The 16,921-nt window shown below is 63.9% G+C and carries 16 protein-coding genes; all 16 read left to right on the forward strand.

Translation table 11 applies throughout. The features are described 5' to 3' along the window. Positions 1-3: 3 nt before the first annotated feature. The 16 genes from ACFOJ9_RS26305 (at position 4) to ACFOJ9_RS26380 (ending at position 16,921) form a co-directional block, all read left to right on the forward strand. Positions 4-591, forward strand: a complete 588-nt coding sequence (locus ACFOJ9_RS26305) for a MotE family protein (protein ID WP_378982785.1) — start codon at positions 4-6, stop codon at positions 589-591. After that, positions 588-1,298 carry a flagellar basal body L-ring protein FlgH gene (flgH, locus tag ACFOJ9_RS26310; RefSeq protein ID WP_378982788.1) on the forward strand — a complete coding sequence of 237 codons (711 nt, stop codon included), beginning with the start codon at positions 588-590 and terminating at the stop codon, positions 1,296-1,298. The genes ACFOJ9_RS26305 and flgH overlap by 4 nt, the downstream gene beginning before the upstream one ends. 18 nt (positions 1,299-1,316) lie before the next feature. Beyond that, complete coding sequence (locus ACFOJ9_RS26315; protein ID WP_378982791.1) at positions 1,317-1,811, forward strand: flagellar basal body-associated FliL family protein; 495 nt, start codon at positions 1,317-1,319, stop codon at positions 1,809-1,811. Next, positions 1,808-2,539, forward strand: coding sequence for a flagellar type III secretion system pore protein FliP (gene fliP, locus ACFOJ9_RS26320; protein WP_023810007.1), 732 nt, complete (start codon positions 1,808-1,810; stop codon positions 2,537-2,539). Before ACFOJ9_RS26315 ends, fliP begins: the two co-directional genes overlap by 4 nt. A gap of 233 nt (positions 2,540-2,772) precedes the next feature. Further along, positions 2,773-3,768 (forward strand): flagellin N-terminal helical domain-containing protein, encoded by a 996-nt coding sequence (locus tag ACFOJ9_RS26325; protein ID WP_378982794.1) that lies wholly within the window; start codon positions 2,773-2,775, stop codon positions 3,766-3,768. Between the two features lie 268 nt (positions 3,769-4,036). Beyond that, a complete protein-coding gene (locus ACFOJ9_RS26330) occupies positions 4,037-5,101 on the forward strand; it encodes a flagellin N-terminal helical domain-containing protein (RefSeq protein ID WP_378982796.1) in 1,065 nt (354 codons plus the stop codon). A 134-nt stretch (positions 5,102-5,235) separates the two neighbouring features. Then, on the forward strand, positions 5,236-6,882 hold the full coding sequence (gene fliF / locus ACFOJ9_RS26335; RefSeq protein WP_378982798.1) for a flagellar basal-body MS-ring/collar protein FliF: 1,647 nt from the start codon (positions 5,236-5,238) through the stop codon (positions 6,880-6,882). Positions 6,883-6,885: 3 nt separating this feature from the next. Next, entirely contained in the window at positions 6,886-7,512 is a 627-nt protein-coding gene (locus ACFOJ9_RS26340) for a hypothetical protein (RefSeq protein WP_378982800.1), read from the forward strand. Beyond that, complete coding sequence (locus ACFOJ9_RS26345; RefSeq protein ID WP_378982802.1) at positions 7,509-8,873, forward strand: MotB family protein; 1,365 nt, start codon at positions 7,509-7,511, stop codon at positions 8,871-8,873. The genes ACFOJ9_RS26340 and ACFOJ9_RS26345 overlap by 4 nt, the downstream gene beginning before the upstream one ends. Then, positions 8,870-10,252, forward strand: a complete 1,383-nt coding sequence (locus tag ACFOJ9_RS26350; RefSeq protein WP_378982804.1) for a chemotaxis protein MotC — start codon at positions 8,870-8,872, stop codon at positions 10,250-10,252. The genes ACFOJ9_RS26345 and ACFOJ9_RS26350 overlap by 4 nt, the downstream gene beginning before the upstream one ends. Beyond that, entirely contained in the window at positions 10,249-11,649 is a 1,401-nt protein-coding gene (fliK, locus tag ACFOJ9_RS26355; RefSeq protein WP_378982806.1) for a flagellar hook-length control protein FliK, read from the forward strand. Before ACFOJ9_RS26350 ends, fliK begins: the two co-directional genes overlap by 4 nt. Next, positions 11,579-12,166, forward strand: coding sequence for a transglycosylase SLT domain-containing protein (locus tag ACFOJ9_RS26360; protein ID WP_378982808.1), 588 nt, complete (start codon positions 11,579-11,581; stop codon positions 12,164-12,166). The genes fliK and ACFOJ9_RS26360 overlap by 71 nt, the downstream gene beginning before the upstream one ends. 221 nt (positions 12,167-12,387) lie before the next feature. After that, positions 12,388-13,056, forward strand: coding sequence for a response regulator transcription factor (locus ACFOJ9_RS26365; protein ID WP_013529780.1), 669 nt, complete (start codon positions 12,388-12,390; stop codon positions 13,054-13,056). Positions 13,057-13,135: 79 nt separating this feature from the next. After that, entirely contained in the window at positions 13,136-14,392 is a 1,257-nt protein-coding gene (locus ACFOJ9_RS26370) for a flagellar hook protein FlgE (RefSeq protein WP_378982811.1), read from the forward strand. Positions 14,393-14,419: 27 nt separating this feature from the next. After that, a complete protein-coding gene (gene flgK / locus ACFOJ9_RS26375) occupies positions 14,420-15,874 on the forward strand; it encodes a flagellar hook-associated protein FlgK (RefSeq protein WP_378982813.1) in 1,455 nt (484 codons plus the stop codon). A gap of 3 nt (positions 15,875-15,877) precedes the next feature. Continuing rightward, positions 15,878-16,921, forward strand: coding sequence for a flagellar hook-associated family protein (locus ACFOJ9_RS26380; RefSeq protein ID WP_378982816.1), 1,044 nt, complete (start codon positions 15,878-15,880; stop codon positions 16,919-16,921).

Below are 16,921 nucleotides of genomic sequence, written 5' to 3' on the forward strand. Positions count from 1 at the left end.
GCGATGCCGATGATCCGCTCCCTCTCACGCCACGAAAGACACCGCCCCGCCGCAATCCTGCTGGCGACCGCCGTTCTCGCGACTCTGCCCTTTGCCGGCGGCACCGCACGCGGCGAGCAGAAGGTCCGCCAGGTCTTGCCGGGAGCACCGGTCGCGGCGGCGCCGCAGCAACTGACGCGGGAAAAGGCACCCGACCAAAGCGAGATCGAGCGCTTCTGCTCCAACATCGCCGACGCCGCCCGCGACCGCCGCTATGTCTTGCAGGCGGACGAACTGAAGCAGCTCCAGGCCGGCATCGACGAGCGCATGAAAGCTCTGGATGCAAAAAAAGCCGAGTACGAGACCTGGCTGAAGCGGCGCGAGGTTTTCCTGGCCCGAGCCGAAGAAGGCGTCGTCCAGATCTACGCCGGCATGAAGCCCGACGCCGCCGCCGAGCGGCTGGCCATCGTCAACGCCGATCTGGCGGCGGCCATATTGATGAAGCTCGATTCACGCAAGGCGAGCGTCATCCTCAACGAAATGGACCAGAAGGCGGCGGCGACGCTCACCGGCATCATGGCCAGCGCAGCCCGAAGGGTAGATCCGTCATGATCCGCAAAATGCTCGTCTTGGGCGCGGTTGCCGTGCTGTCCGGCTGCGGAACCAACCTCAAGGAGGTCGGCAGGGAGCCGGCTCTGTCGCCGGTCGGCTCCGGCATCGATGGTGGCGACACCTCTTCCCTTTATCGCTATCCGGAAACGCCGCCCGCGCCGCTCAAGAAATTCTCGTTGTGGGATGACCGCCAGAGCCGGTTGTTCACCGACCCGCGGGCGCTGTCCCAAGGCGACATCCTGACCGTCAAGATCAAGATCAACGACCGGGCCAATTTCAAGAACCAGAACGACAGGAGCCGCACCGCCAACCGCAAGCTCGGTTTCGACATCAGCGCGCAATGGGACAAGATTGGCAGCACCGCCGGCAAGGGTGCCGGTGCCCTCAACTCCACCACGGACACGACGGCTGACGGCGAGATCAAGCGCTCGGAAACGCTTGAACTCAATGTCGCGGCGATCGTCACCGATGTGCTGCCGAACGGCAATCTGATGATCACGGGATCACAGGAAGTGCGCGTCAACGCCGAGCTCAGGGTGCTGACGCTCGCCGGCATCGTGCGGCCGGCCGATATCGGCGCCGAAAACACCATACCCTACGAACGCATCGCCGAAGCGCGCATCTCCTACGGCGGACGCGGCCGCATCACCGAGGTCCAGCAACCTGCCTACGGTCAGCAGATTCTCGACCAGGTTCTTCCGTTCTAGGATTGGGGACACCGCACCGTGGCAAATGTCGAACAGGTTCAGCCGCGCAAGGGTCCCTCCCTTGCCATCCAGGCCGGCATGCTGCTGGTTGTGACGGCGGCCGCCATCGGCATGGGCTGGATGTCCGGCGGCTATCTCAAGGGCGTCGATGCACCGGCGTCGGTGCCGGTGGCGCCTGAAAACGAAGGCAAGACAGAGCAGCCGGCTTCGGCCGAGCAGCCAAGCGTGGGGCCGACGCTCGTCGTGCTGGCGCCGATCACCACCAACATCGCCTCGCCTGCCGATACCTGGATCAGGATGGAGGTGTCCGTCGTCTATGACGGGCCGCAGCCACAGGCAATGTCGGATGACATCCACCAGGATCTTCTGGCCCTGGTGCGCACCTTGAAGATGCATCAGATCGAGGGCGCCAGCGGCTACCAGCACCTGAAGGCCGATCTCGAGGAACGCGCCGCGATCCGCAGCCAGGGTCACGCCAAACAGATTCTCATCAGGACATTGCTGCTCGAATGAGAAAGTTCCTTCTCGCCACGGCGATGATCGCCGCCGCCACCTCCGTCGCGGCGGCGCAGCAGCTCGATCTCGGCGGCATCGGCAAGGCCGACGGCACCACCGTCGGCTACATCATCCAGATGTTCGGCCTGCTGACCGTGCTGTCGGTGGCGCCGGGCCTGCTGATCATGGTGACGAGCTTCACCCGCTTCGTCATCGCCTTCTCGATCCTGCGCGCCGGCATCGGCCTGCAGTCGACACCGGCAAACCTCATTCTCATCTCACTGTCGCTGTTCATGACCTTCTACGTCATGGCGCCTACCTTCGACCAGGCCTGGAACACCGGCGTCAAGCCGCTGATGGACAATCAGATCACCCAGACCGAAGCCTTCGACAAGATTTCGGATCCGTTCCGCACCTTCATGCTGCGTAATGTGCGCGACAAGGACTTCGACCTCTTCGCCGATCTCGCCCGCGAGCGCGGTCAGACCGTTTCGCGCGATACCGTCGACCTGCGCATCCTGGTGCCAGCCTTCATGATCTCGGAGATCCGCCGCGGCTTCGAGATCGGCTTCCTGATCGTGCTGCCATTCCTGGTCATCGACCTGATCGTCGCCACCATCACCATGGCGATGGGCATGATGATGCTGCCGCCGACAGTGGTGTCGCTGCCGTTCAAGATCCTGTTCTTCGTCCTGATCGACGGCTGGAATCTGCTTGTCGGCAGCCTGGTGCGGTCCTTCAACTGATCCCGGTCAATCGATCCCTGACAACTTGATCTTTGCCGCGCGCTCCGGCCCAAAATTCAAGCAATATATTTTCGATTAACCGTCCGGTTTAGTCCTTTGGTAGGGACTTGCCCGCATATTCGCTCGCAGATGGCGGGTGATCGATTTCAGAGATCATTGGCATGATGCCGCACCGTCATACCGGGAGACCCGGTATGTCAAAAAAACACCTGTAAAATCAAGGTACGAGTACCATGTCCAGCATCATGACGAACTCCGCCGCGTTGACGGCTCTGCAGAGCCTTAACGCCACCAGCAAGAACCTCGAAGCCACCCAGTCCCGTATCTCGACCGGCTACAAGGTCTCGCAGGCCTCCGACAACGCCGCCTACTGGTCGATCGCCACCACGATGCGCTCCGACAACAAGGCCATGTCCACTGTTTCGGACTCGCTCGGCCTCGGCGCCTCGAAGGTCGACACCGCCTACACCGGCATGAACAGCGCGATCACCACCATCAACCAGATCCAGCAGAAGCTGACTGCATCTTACGGCCAGACGGATGCGTCGAAGGAAAAGACTCAGGTCGAAATCGCCGCTCTTCAGAAGCAGTTGAAGGCCTATGCCGATGGCGCCACCTTCTCCGGCACCAACATGCTGTCCGTAAACAGCGGCGCAACAGCCACGACGGCGACCGACGTCAAGATCGTTTCGGCCTTCAACCGCAGCGCCGCCGGCGCGGTTTCGATCTCGACGATCGACGTCAACGTGGAAAGCATCAAGCTGTATGAAGCTGGTACCACCGCGACCCTCGCGAAGGGCATCCTCGACACGCTCCGCGTCGGCTCCACCGGTGCGGCCACCCTCACTGCCTCGGCCCCGACCCTGGGCGCTGCTGCAGTGGCCACCGACACCTATTCGGTCGCCTCGCTGGCCATCTCCGTGGGCGGCGTTGCCGCCAGCGACACCCAGATCCAGCAGATGATGACCGTCGTCGACACGGCGCTCAAGGACATGACGAACGCCGCCACCAAGCTCGGCGCCGCCAAGAGCAGCATCGACTTGCAGAAGACCTTCACGCAGGACCTGATGGACTCCATCGATCGCGGTGTCGGCCAGCTCGTCGATGCCGACATGAACAAGGAATCGACCCGTCTGCAGGCCCTGCAGGTCCAGCAGCAGCTCGGCGTCCAGGCACTGTCGATCGCCAATGGCTCGTCGCAGTCGATCCTGTCGCTCTTCCGCGGCTAATCGCCTACGCCTAACCACAGTTCGCGCTAAAAAAAATCGGGCCGCGCCAAAAGCGCGGCCCGATTTGCGTTTGCTCCAGCCCCGCGCAACCCTCGGTCCTTAACTCTCGAAAGCCAGCGTTTAACAGGCTGTTAACCATGTCGCGCTAGTTATGGTTAATCAATAGCTTACAACAGTTGGCGAATCGGCCCTACCGGCACGATACCACCGTTGAACAGGCCTATCCGGCATGTCTGAGCATGTCGGCCTTTGAGAAGGAGCGACTTTCTTGGCGAGCATCATGACCAACGCTTCGGCGTTAACCGCACTTCAAAGCCTCAGCGCCACCAACAAATCGCTCGAACAGACGCAGGCTCGCATCTCGACAGGCTACCGGGTCTCGCAGGCCTCGGACAACGCCGCCTACTGGTCGATCGCCACCACGATGCGCTCGGACAACCAGGCCCTGTCGACGGTACAGGATGCACTCGGCCTCGGCGCCTCGAAAGTAGATACCGCCTATACCGGCATGAACAATGTGCTGGCCACGATCGGCCAGATCAAGACCAAGCTGCTTTCGACCGTCGGCCAGACGGACGCCGCCAAGGCGAAAACCCAGACCGAGATCAAGGCGCTTCAGGCGCAGATGAAGTCTTTCGCGGATGCGGCCACCTTCTCTGGTTCGAATTTCCTTGCGGTGACCTCCAAGCAGGTTGCCGCTGCCAATGACGGCGTCCAGCCCGACTCGGAGATCGTGTCCTCATTTAATCGTTCCTCATCCGGCGCCATTTCGATTGGAACGATCGATATCGATGTCGAGGGCACCAAACTTTTCGACTACGGCCTGGCCACCGGCGTCAAGAACTACGGCACCCTCGATCGCCAGACCTCCATCTATGCCACGGGGGCTGCCCAGACCCTGTATGACAACGCCTATGCGACCGCTATCGCGGGCGGAGGAACGGACATCGCTGCCAACACCGCCGGCCAGACGGCGGCGGGAGCGGTCGCCAAGGTCGACAATATTTCCGCCTACAACCTCGACATCACTGCGGCCGGCGTAACCGACGACATCATCACGCAGATGGTGACCAGGATCGACAAGGTCATGGCTCAGTTGACCGATTCCGCCACCATCCTGGGCGCGGCCAAGAGCAGCATCGACCTGCAGAAAACCTTCACCCAGAGCTTGATGGACTCCATTGACCGCGGCGTCGGCCAGCTCGTCGATGCCGACATGAACAAGGAATCGACCCGCCTGCAAGCGCTGCAGGTGCAGCAGCAGCTCGGCATCCAGTCGCTGTCGATCGCCAACAGCGCCTCGCAGTCGATCCTGTCGCTGTTCAAGAGCTAATCGCGGGCGCCACCGGCGCCCTCCTTTTGGCACTCCGATCGACGGGCCGCGCGCAAGCGCGGCCCGATTTCATTTTCGCACAAGCTTCGAGGACTAGAGTTCCGGCGGACAATCATGCTGGGAGTCGTTGAACCGTGCCGGAACAGATCCAGAGCATCATCTCGAATCTCCGCGGGTTTGGCGTGAAGCGCCTTGCCATGCTGGCGGGCATCGCCGTTCTGGTGATGGGCGTCATCGGCATCGCCTCGGTCTATCTCAACCGCCCTGCCTACGACACGCTCTATGTCGGGCTCGACCGCGCCGACGTGAACCAGATCGGCCTGGTGCTGGGCGAAGCCGGCGTCGCCTTCGACGTTGGTTCTGACGGAACCTCCGTGCTGGTGCCGGCGGGCACCACCGCACAGGCGCGCATGCTGCTTGCCGAAAAGGGCCTGCCGACCAGCGCCAATGCCGGCTACGAACTGTTCGACAATGTCGGCTCGCTCGGCCTCACCTCCTTCATGCAGCAGATCACCCGGGTGCGTGCGCTGGAAGGCGAGATCGCCCGCACCATCCAGTCGATATCGGGCATCAAGGCGGCGCGCGTCCACATCGTCATGTCCGAACGCGCCAATTTCCGCCGCGACGAGCAGCAGCCTTCCGCCTCTGTGGTCATCCGCTACGCCGGCATCGACGCCGAGAAGAGCGCCATGTCGATCCGCCACCTCGTCGCCGCCGCCGTCCCCGGCCTGTCGGCCGACAAGGTGACGGTGCTCGATTCCAGCGGCAACCTGCTGGCCGCCGGCGATGATCCTTCCAACACCAGCGCCGCCCGCACGCTCGGCGTCGAGCAGACCGTCGAGGCGCAGATCGGTGACAACATCCGCCGTGCACTGACGGCCTATCTCGGCCCCGACAACTTCCGCGCCAGCGTCAAGGCCGAGGTCAACACCGACACCCGCCAGACGGAAGAAACCATCTTCGATCCGAACTCCCGCGTCGAGCGCTCGGTGCAGTCGGTGCGCGCCAACGAAAACAACAACCAGAAGCAGGCCTCCACCCCGGCCAGCGTCGAGCAGAACCTGCCCGAAACCCAGGCAACCGCCACCGACGGTCCGCAATCCTCTTCGCAGAACGACCGCAGGGAAGAGATCACCAATTACGAGATCAATTCGAAGAAGATCGCCACCGTCTCCAACGGCTACAGCGTCACCAAGATGTCGATTGCCGTCGTCGTCAACCAGCAACGCCTGATGACCATCCTCGGCAAGGACGCCACGCCGGAGCAGATTGCCAAGCGTGTGGCCGAAATCCAGAAGATGGTGACCTCGGCCACCGGCCTGGACGAAAAACGCGGCGACGTCATCGATGTTTCGGCGGTCGAGTTCATCGACGGGCTGGATGGCGAGGCGATCCCGCAGGCTGGAATGCTCGATTCCATCGGCCAGCATGCCGGCACCCTGATCAACGCTGGCGCCTTCATCGTCGTGGTTTTCCTGGTCGCCTTCTTCGGCCTGAGGCCGATGGCGGCGGCGCTTACGGCAAAGGCGACACCGGCCCTGTCAGGCCCCAGCTTCGATGATGTCCAACGCTCGCTGCCGACGCCGGAAGCAACGACCGCCGCCGACAGTGCCGCGGTTGGCGCCTTGCCCGGCGCGCGCCCGGGCCTCACACCGCTCGACGATCTTCGCCAGAAGATCAGGCCGGCGCCGCAGGATCGGCTTGCCCGGATGGTCGACCTCAACGAGGAGCGCACCGCGCAGATCCTGCGCAAATGGGCTGCCCAGGAAGTTGCGGTGTAAACCATGGCCTCCGCAGCCCTCTTCGACCTTCTGCCTGATTTCGGCACCCGCACCCAACGTGCCGGCCAGCCCCGGGTCGCGGTCGATCCGCAACACAAGCCCGAAGCGCCGGCGCCGCAAGCCGATATAGGCACGCTGATCGCGGAAGCGGTTGTCCAGGCTGAAGCGGCGCTCGAGGCACGCCTGTCGATCGCGCATGAAGCCGCGCTCGAAGCCGAACGCCAGGCCAATGCAGAGCAAGCAAGGGTATTTCTCGAAGGCCTTGGCGACGATGTCGGCAAGGCGGTCTCATTGCGCATCGATGCCATGGAGGCGCGCGTGACCGGGCTTGTCGCCGCCACGGTCGCCCGCATCATCGGCGGCATCGTCAGTGACGATCTGCAGAAACGCTCGATCGAGGTACTCGCCAGCGCGATACGCGAAGCGGTCGGCGACGCCGAAGCGGTGCGCATCGTCGTGCGCGGGCCGCTCTCGCTGTTCGAGACATTGAAGGCATCGCTCGGGCCGCGCGCGGCCAATCTCGACTTCGTCGAGGCACCAGGCTTCGACCTCACCGTCGCCATCGATGAGGCGGTGTTCGAGACGCGTATGGCCGAATGGTCGACGGTCCTCTCGGAGGTCCTGGCATGAGCGTCGCAGACGCCGACCACGGCAGGCACGAGATCATCATCGTGCGGCGCAGCCATGACGACCATGACGAGGCCCACCATGGCGGCGTCTGGAAGATCGCCTTTGCCGATTTCATGACGGCCATGATGTGCTTCTTCCTGGTCATGTGGCTGATCAATGCCGCCAACGAACAGACCAAGGCAGCCGTCGCCAGCTACTTCAACCCGGTCAAGCTGGTCGACCGCAGTTCGAGCCGCAAGGGGTTGGAGGATATCGGCGATGGTCCGCGCGCGATCGGGTTGACAGCCGACGATCCGCAAGAGGCGACCAGCAAAGCCGGGCAGAATGGCAATGCCGGCGCGGGCGCGTCGAACCGCAAGCAGGACAAGCAGGAGCCGCAGCAGGCGGAACGCTCGGACGATCATCTCTTCGCCGACCCTTACGCGGTGCTTTCGGAAATCGCCACCGATACCGGCGTCATGCAGAATGTCAGCCAGAAGGGTGACGGCGGCGTGCAGGCTGCCGGTCCGGCGACGGGCGCCTCCGGTGGCGCCTCCTATCGCGATCCCTTCGAGCCGGATTTCTGGTCACAGCAGGTGGCGGCGCCCGGCGCCGAGGCCAGTGCCGAGCGCACCAGGATCGAGGGCGATCCGGTCAAGCCCGGCGACAAAGCCGCCGAAACGCAGGTGCTCAAAGTCAAAGCCGTACCGCCTGTCGCGGCCGCACCGCTCGAGCCGCTGGCAAAGGATGCGTCAGGCAAGCAGGCCGCAAACCCCGCCAACATAACGGCCAAGGCCGAAGACACCAAGCCAAGCGAGGTCAAACCGGGCGACACCAAAGCCGCGGACGTAGCCAAGACCGAACCCGAGGCGCAAAAGGCTGCCAAACCCGACACCGGCGAGAAGGCGCCGACCGCCGCCGCCATCAAGGCCGCGGCCGACGTCAAGCAGCAGTTGGCCGATGCCTTCAAGCCCGGCGACAAACTGCATGACGGCGTCTCGGTCGAAGCCACCGACAAGGGCGTCGTCATCTCGATCACCGACCAGCTCGACTTCGGCATGTTCGAGGTCGGCTCGGCGCTGCCGCGCCGCGAACTGGTGCTGGCGATGGAGAAGATCGGCCGCATCGTCAACAGCCAGAAGGGCACCATCAGCATCAACGGCCACACCGACGCACGGCCGTTCCGCAGCGACGGCTACGACAATTGGCGGCTGTCGACGGCGCGCGCGCATTCCGCCTACTACATGCTCGTGCGCGGCGGCGTCGACGAACGCCGCATCACCGAGGTCGCCGGTTTCGCCGACCGCCAGCCGAAGGTGGCAGCAGATCCATTGGCGGCCGCGAACCGCCGCATCGAAATCCTGATGGCGACCGGCGGATGAGGCGAGCGGCCGTCACCAGCCGGTTGATTGGCCTGTTGCTGCTGGCCGGCGGACATCCGTCGGCCGGCTTCGCCCAGGATGGACTGCAGCCGTATCAGCTGGTGCGCTCGCTGCAACTCATCCAGGACCGCATAGCCGCCGGCGATCATGCCGCGCTGCCGATGCAGGCCAAGCTGCTCGAGATGGCGGATGAGCGCCTGCGCGCGGCGGATGCCGAGGATTACAAGGATCCCAAGAACTTTCGCGCCCTGCTTGTCTACGGCATGAGCGGCGGCAACCCGGTGACCGTCGAGGCCGCAACGTCGCGCGCCACGACGGACCCGCAAAGCCTTGCCATAGCCAAAGGCGTGATCGACTACCTCAACGGCCGGCCCGGCGAGGCGATCGAAGCCTTGAAGCCGATCGATCCCATGGCGCTGCCTGCCGATCTCGGCGCTTTCCTTGCCCTGGTCAAAGGCTCGCTGCTTGCCGGCGACCAGCCGGCAGCCGCACTCGGTCTGCTCGACCAGGCAAGATTGCTCAGCCCCGGCACGCTGGTCGAGGAAGCGGCACTTCGCCGTTCGGTCGGCATTGCAGTCGCGCAAGGCGACGCGGCGCGCTTCGCGCTTGCCTCCACTCAGTATGTCGAACGCTACCTCTATTCGCCCTATGCCAGCCAGTTCGCCGACTCCTTTGTCTCCGGTGTCATCGCGCTGCATATGTCGATCAGCCAGGACAAGCTGGGCGACATCACCTCGATGATGGATCCCGAGCGCGAGAAGGTGATCTATCTGCGCATCGCCCGCCGTGCCGCGATCGACGGCCTGAACGAGCTGTCGGCCTTCGCTTCGGCGCGGGCCGAGCAGGGCCGCGACGGCAACACCAACCAGGACGATCCACGCGCCCTGCTCTATGCCAGCCTTTCCACCGTCACCTCTGGCACCATCGAGGACGTCCGTGCCAAGCTCGGCAAGATCGACCGCAGCAGGCTGTCTGAAGGCGACCGCGCCTTGCTCGACGCCGCGCAGGCCATTGCCGGCGAAGTCGTCGCGCCGCCCGCTGCTCTTCCCAGGGAAAAGCCTGCCCCTGTTGCGGCCGAGCAACCACCGGTGCCCGAGATCGCCACGGCGCAAAGCGCCGATGACAGCGGACTGCCACCGGTCGAAGGCGCGATCGCGGAGCAGCCTGCCGTCACCGCCGCCCCCGGCGGACCAACCGCCGATGCGCCGGACACGGCGGCAGTCCCAGCTACATCCGCGGTCGCGGCGACTGTCATGCCGGCCTCGGCATCGCCGCCTGCAGCCGGTCTCGAACCCACCGATCCGACCGACGCAGCCATGACCAGAACACGTCGACAACTCGACCTGATCGACCAGATGCTTGGAGCCGCCCCCAAATGACCACCAGCCTCGGCTCGGCCTTGCCAGGATTTGCCGCCGCGCGTGCGACAGCGGAGCAACCGGCTGCGAACGGCAAGAACGACGACGCCGGCTTCGGCAAGATGCTGCGCGGCGACACGGACACTGCCCGCCCGAAACGGCAGCCGACGACCGAGGCAGGATCGCGCGAGCAGCGCTGGAGCAAACTCGCCGCCGGCCTTGCCGGGCATAGCGGCAAGGCCGAGCCGACATCGGCCGAGCCCGGAAAAACCGTCTCGGGCAAGGTGCCGACTGTGAAAATCGGCAAGGACGATCTGGAAGCAAAGGCGAACAAGGACGATGCCGACGCCGAAGAGACGACGGCGGATGCCGCGCCGCTTCAGGACGACCTGTCGTTACTGATTGCGTTTCATGACCTGCGCCATTTCTCGACATCGGCCAAGGCATCCGGGCGCGACGCGGCCACCGGCGAGAGCCCGTCGGAGCCAGCGCTCGACGGGCAGGCTCCGCTGCCGAAGACCTACCGGTCAAAATCCTCTGCGGGACGCGAAGCCCTCGAAACCATGTCGAAGCCGGAGCAGGCTTCGATCGTCGACGGGCCTTTGACGGACCTTGACGGCAAGTTCGCAACCTCACCCGGCGCTGCCTCGGCTGCGCCGAAACGCGACAACACAGTGGCGGCCCGGAAGCTGCCGGACGCACCGGCTGCGGACGTGCCCGGCGTGCAGTCGAAGCACACCGCGTCGGCGATGAGGAGTATCGAGGATGTCCAGTCCTCGCTGCGGCCCGAAGCGGGAAAACAGTCCCTGTCCGCCGCACGCATCGACGTGGTGTCCGAACAGAGCTTCCCCGCACCGCCGCAGAGTCCCATCAGCCAGGCAGCCCTCAATGTGATCAACGCCATAGCCGCCGACAGTGGCCCGCAAAAGGCGCTTTCAGCCTCATCCGCGGCCGCCCAGCTGGCCGGCCCTGTTGCCGTTCCGACACATGTGTTGAAGATCGAACTTCACCCCGCCGAACTCGGCATGGTGACGGCCCATCTTCGCCTCTCCGGAGAACAACTTTCGATTGAGCTGAAGCCCGAAACACACGACGCCTATCGTCGGCTGTCCGCCGACAGCGAGGCCATCGTCAAGTCGCTGCGCGGGCTCGGCTTCGAGGTTGACAAGGTCACAATTCTGCAACCTTCGGTAGCAATTCCTGCCACAAACCGCACCGATGCAACCGCCCCTTTGCCGGCCGCAGCAGGCCGCGATCCATCATCGTTCCAGCCCGGAAGTCCGGGCGGCGGCAATGGTGGAGCGGGTGGTCAGCAGCCGGGTCAGCAATCCGCAGGGAACCGCAACGATGATGCGCAGGACTACGGCCGCGGCACTTCGCCTTCTCGCGAACGCGCTGGCGGCGATATCTTTATCTAGCGCGGCAAGCGCTGCCGCTGCCGCGACCAACCCTTGCGAACCGGAAATCCTGCGCGCTGCCGATCGCTATGGCGTGCCCGCCGGCATCCTCTATGCCGTTGGCTTGACGGAGACCGGCAACAAGGGCAGCCTTCAACCCAACGCGTTGAATATAGAAGGAAAAGCGGTCTTTTCGAGAAACCGGACCGAGGCTCTTGCCGCCTTCGCCAATGCCCGGCGCGAGGGCAAGACGCTGATCGATCTGGGCTGCATGCAGATCAACCACCACTACCACGCTTCGCATTTTCGCAGCGTCGAGGACATGCTCGATCCACGCCAGAACGTCGACTATGCGGCGCGCTTCCTGGCCAGCCTCCATGCCCGTCACGAGACTTGGTCAATGGCCGTCGCCCGCTATCATGCCGGTCCCGACAACGATCCGGCACAGAAGGTCTATGTCTGCCGTGTCATTGCCAACATGGTCGCCACCGGCTTTGGAAAATGGACCGCGAACGCTCGCGGCTTCTGCAACCGATAAGCGTATTTTACGCTTCTAATAAACCAACTGCACAATCCGGAATTGTTGGTTTGACTTGGTCAAATCTTGCCGCCGAAAGCATATCTGGCTGCACGCTAATGCAACCGGTGCGATTCCAGACTCCCAAGAAACTAGCTACAAGAAATGACGGTTGTTCAGGATTCTCGCCAGCGGATAGGCCTCTCTTCACGGGGCAAATGATTTGATTCGGAGGCGGGCCGATGATTGTAATCGTTGACGAGCGCGAGCTCGTAACAGAGGGATACAATTCACTTTTCGATCGTGAGGGCATCGCCTGTGCAGGCTTTGCGTCCGGCGAGTTCGGTGAGTGGGTGAACTCGGCCGCCGACACCGATCTGCGCTCGGTCCGAGCCTTCCTCATCGGCGACTGCCGCGAAGGTTCCATCTCTCCCCGCCAGATCCGCGACCGCACCGGCGCTCCGGTCATTGCGCTCAGCGAACAGCATTCCCTGGAGAACACGCTGCGGTTGTTCGAGAGCGGCGTCGACGACGTCATCCGCAAGCCCGTCCACATCCGCGAGATCCTGGCCCGTATCACCGCCATCCGCCGCCGCGCCCAGGAGGATGTCGCCTACACCGAGATCGGCGCCATGCGCATCTTCATGGACGGCCGCGACCCCGAGATCGACGGTCAGCCTCTGCCCTTGCCGCGCCGTGAGCGCCGCATCCTCGAATATCTGGCGAGCAATCGCGGGCGTCGCGTCACCAAGACCCAGGTTTTCAACGCCATCTACGGCATCTTCGACGAAGAGGTCGAAGAGAACGTGGTGGAAAGCCACATCAGCAAACTGCGCAAGAAGCTGCGCGAAAAGCTGGGCACCGACCCGATCGATTCCAAGCGTTTCCTCGGCTACCGGCTCGTCTTCTGATGCAGCGCCGCGCCAGCCTCGCGCAAGAAAACACGCGTAGCCTCGTAGCCAGTGGCATGGACACAGCGGAGACGTTTCGATGAGCCTCTATGGAATGATGCGGACCGGCGTTTCCGGCATGAACGCGCAGGCAAACCGCCTGTCGACGGTCGCCGACAACATCGCCAATTCCGACACCACCGGTTACAAGCGGTCCTCCGCCGAATTCTCGACGCTGGTCATGCCGTCGACGGGCGGTGCCTACAATTCCGGCGGCGTCACCACGACGATCCGGCAGGCGGTCAGCGATCCGGGCGTGCTTCAGTACACGACCTCGGTCTCCGACCTTGCTGTCAGCGGCGATGGCTTCTTTGTCGTCCAGGATCCGAGCGGTACGCCCTACCTGACCCGCGCCGGCGCTTTCGTTCCCGATGGGCAGGGCAGGCTGGTCAACTCGGCCGGCTTCCAGCTGATGGCCTACAGCTACGACAACGGTGTGCCGGCAGCGACGGTCAACGGCTTCGAGGGATTGGTCCCGGTTGTCATCTCGGATCAGGGCATGACCGCAACACCGAGCACCGAGGGTAGCTATGCCGGCAATCTGCCGGCAGGTGCGACACCGGTCGCTGCCGGCAATCTGCCCACCACCAATGCTGTCGGCGCGCAGTACACCTCGAAATCCTCGATGGTTGCCTACGACAATCTCGGCAACAAGAAGCTGCTCGACGTCTATTTCACCAACACCGGCGCCGGCACCTGGCAGGTGTCGGTCTTCGATCAGTCGCAGGCCACGGCCGGAACCGCGTTCCCCTATACCGGCGGCGCGCTCGGCTCGGCCAACCTGACCTTCGACACCACCACCGGCAAGCTCACCGGCGCCGTCGACAGCGTCTCGCTCACCGTGCCCAATGGCGCCCCCTTTTCGCTCGATCTGTCGGCGCTGACCCAGCTCGGCGCCGGCTTCACCGTTTCCGACGCCCAGGTCAACGGCAACGCGCCGAGCACCATCGACAAGGTCCAGATCAGCAAGGACGGCACCATCTACGCGCAGTACAAGGACGGCTCCACCAAGCCGCTCTACAAGATTCCGCTGGCCGACGTGCAGAGCCCGGACCAGCTCACCGCGCTGCCCGGCAACGTCTATTCACAGGGCACCGAATCCGGCGCGGTCCGCGTCGGCTTCGCCAATGAAGGCAAGCTCGGCTCCATCATCTCCGGCGCGCTCGAGAATTCCAACGTCGATATCGCCGAAGAACTGACCAACATGATCGCGGCGCAGCGCAGCTACACCGCCAATTCGAAAGTCTTCCAGACCGGTTCCGATCTGATGGACGTCCTTGTCAACCTGAAGCGATAAGACGGGCGCCGCCCGCGAAAGACCCGCATGTCACTGTCTACCGCATTGAGTATCGCCCAGTCGGCGCTTATGAACACCGCGCGACAGACCAGCGTCGTCTCGCGCAACGTCGCCGACGCCTCCAATCCGGACTATTCGCGCCGTCAGGCCGTCGTCACCAGCACGGCGCCGGGCGCGCGTTCGGTTGATATCCAGCGCGCAACCAACGACCTACTGTTCCGCCAGAACCTCGGTGCGCTGTCGGCCTGGAGCGGCCAGAACGCGCTCTACAGCGGCATGGATCAGCTGGGCGTTGCGGTCAATGGCGTCGACAATGCGTCCTCGCCCTCGACCGCGATTGCCGACCTGCAAAAGGCGCTGCAGCTCTACGCCACCTCGCCGTCCAACCAGAACCTCGGCGCCAGCGTCATCGACGCGGCCAAGCAGGTCGTGCGCTCGCTGAATGAGGGCTCCAAGGCCGTCCAGGATTTCCGCACCCAGACCGACGGCCAGATCGCCACGGCCGTCGACGACCTGAACTCGCTGCTCAGCCAATTCCAGGATGCCAACACGGCGGTCATGTCCGGAACCCGTTCCGGCACCGACGTTTCCGACGCGCTCGACCAGCGTGACGCGCTTTTGAAGAAGATCTCGAACTATGTCCCGGTGTCGACCTTCACGCGTGGCGACAATGACATGGTCATCACCACCGGTGACGGCACGACATTGTTCGAGACGATACCGCGCACGGTCACCTTCGCGGCGTCGGCCGGCTACACCGCGGGTGCCGCCGGCAATGCCGTCTATATCGACAATGTACCGATCTCGGCGGGAGCCGGCGGCAACACCAGCGCCAGCGGCACGCTTGCCGGCCTGCTGCAATTGCGCGACGGCGTTGCCTCGACCATGCAGAGCCAGCTCGACGAGACAGCGCGTGGCCTGATCACCGCCTTTGCCGAGACGGCACCTGCGATGCCCAATGCCGCCGGCCTGTTCACCTGGTCGGGCGCGCCGGCCATTCCGGCCGCGGGCACGCTGGTCAACGGCCTTGCCGCGTCCATCAGCGTCAATGCGGCGATGGACCCGAGCACCGGCGGCAATCCGACGCTGCTGCGCGACGGCGGCGCCAATGGTGCCGCCTATGTCGCCAACACCGGCGGCGGCGCATCCTATTCCACCCTTCTGGTTGCCTATGGCGACCGGCTCGACCAGCCGATGACTTTCGACCCCGCCGCAGGCGTTTCGGCAACGTCCAGCGTGTCCGATTACGCCGCCAATTCGATCGGCTGGTTCGAGGGCGTGCGCCAGCAGGCTTCGACCGCCTCCGACGCCAAGGAAGCATTGGCCTCGCGCAGCGCCGAGGCGCTGTCCAACGCGACCGGCGTCAATGTTGACCAGGAAATGTCGTTGCTGCTCGACCTCGAACACACCTATCAGGCATCAGCCCGGATGATGAAAACCGTCGACGACATGCTGACGGCCCTGCTCAACGCGGTGGGATAATCCATGACTTCAGTCTCGTCAGCCGCTTTGTCGAATGCCATGCGCTCCCAGCAGATGCGCATGCAGGCGGACCTCGTCAAAGCCACAAAGGAAGCGTCGACCGGCAGGGTTGCCGATGTCGGGCTGGCTCTCGGCGGGCGCACCGCGCAGTCCGTCACCTTCTCGCGCGATCTCGACCGGCTCAACGTCATCATTGATTCCAACGGCCTGGTCGGCGCCCGGCTCTCCTCGACGCAGACCTCGCTTAGCCAGCTCTCCAGCGCCGCGCAGGCCTTGCTGTCCGCCCTGACCACCGCCTCATCGAGCGATTCTTCCAATAGTCTCACCCGGGACTCCGGCAAGGCGACCATCCAGCAGCTGACATCGATCCTCAACACCAGCGTCAACGGCGAATATCTGTTCGCCGGCACCAACACCGACGTCAAGCCGATCAATGACTTCACGGCCGCCGGCTCTCCCGCCAAGGCGGCATTCGACGCCGCTTTCGTCGCCAATTTCGGCTTCACCCAGGACGACCCGGCCGCGGCCAACATCACGGCTGCCCAGATGGACGATTTCATCACCAATGATGTCGCGCCGCAGTTCACGGGCGCGGGCTGGCAAGGCAACTGGTCGAACGCCACCGACCAACAGATCGTCAGCCGCATCGCCCTCAACGAGACCACCCCTACCTCGACCAGCGCCAACAGCGATGGCATCCAGAAGCTCGCCATGGCGGCAACCATGGTCGCCAGCCTGATGTCCAGCAACATCAGCCAGGCCGCGAAGAACACCGTCGTCAGCCGCTCCACGTTGCTGGTCGGCGAAGCGTTGAGCGGCATTGCCCAGGTTCAATCCGAGACCGGTATCGTCCAGAAGCGGGTTTCCGATGCAAACGACCGCATGAAAACGCAGGTCGACCTTTTCGAAAGGCACATTCTCGATCTGGAAGGCGTCGATCCGGCCGAAGCCGCGACCCGCGTCGCCGACCTGACACAGCACATCGAAACGTCCTTCGCGCTGACCGCACGCCTGCAGCAGCTCAGCCTGTTGAATTACCTGACCTGA

Origin of the sequence: Mesorhizobium cantuariense, from assembly GCF_042647205.1 — a bacterium.
GTDB classification, from domain to species: Bacteria; Pseudomonadota; Alphaproteobacteria; order Rhizobiales; family Rhizobiaceae; genus Mesorhizobium; species Mesorhizobium cantuariense.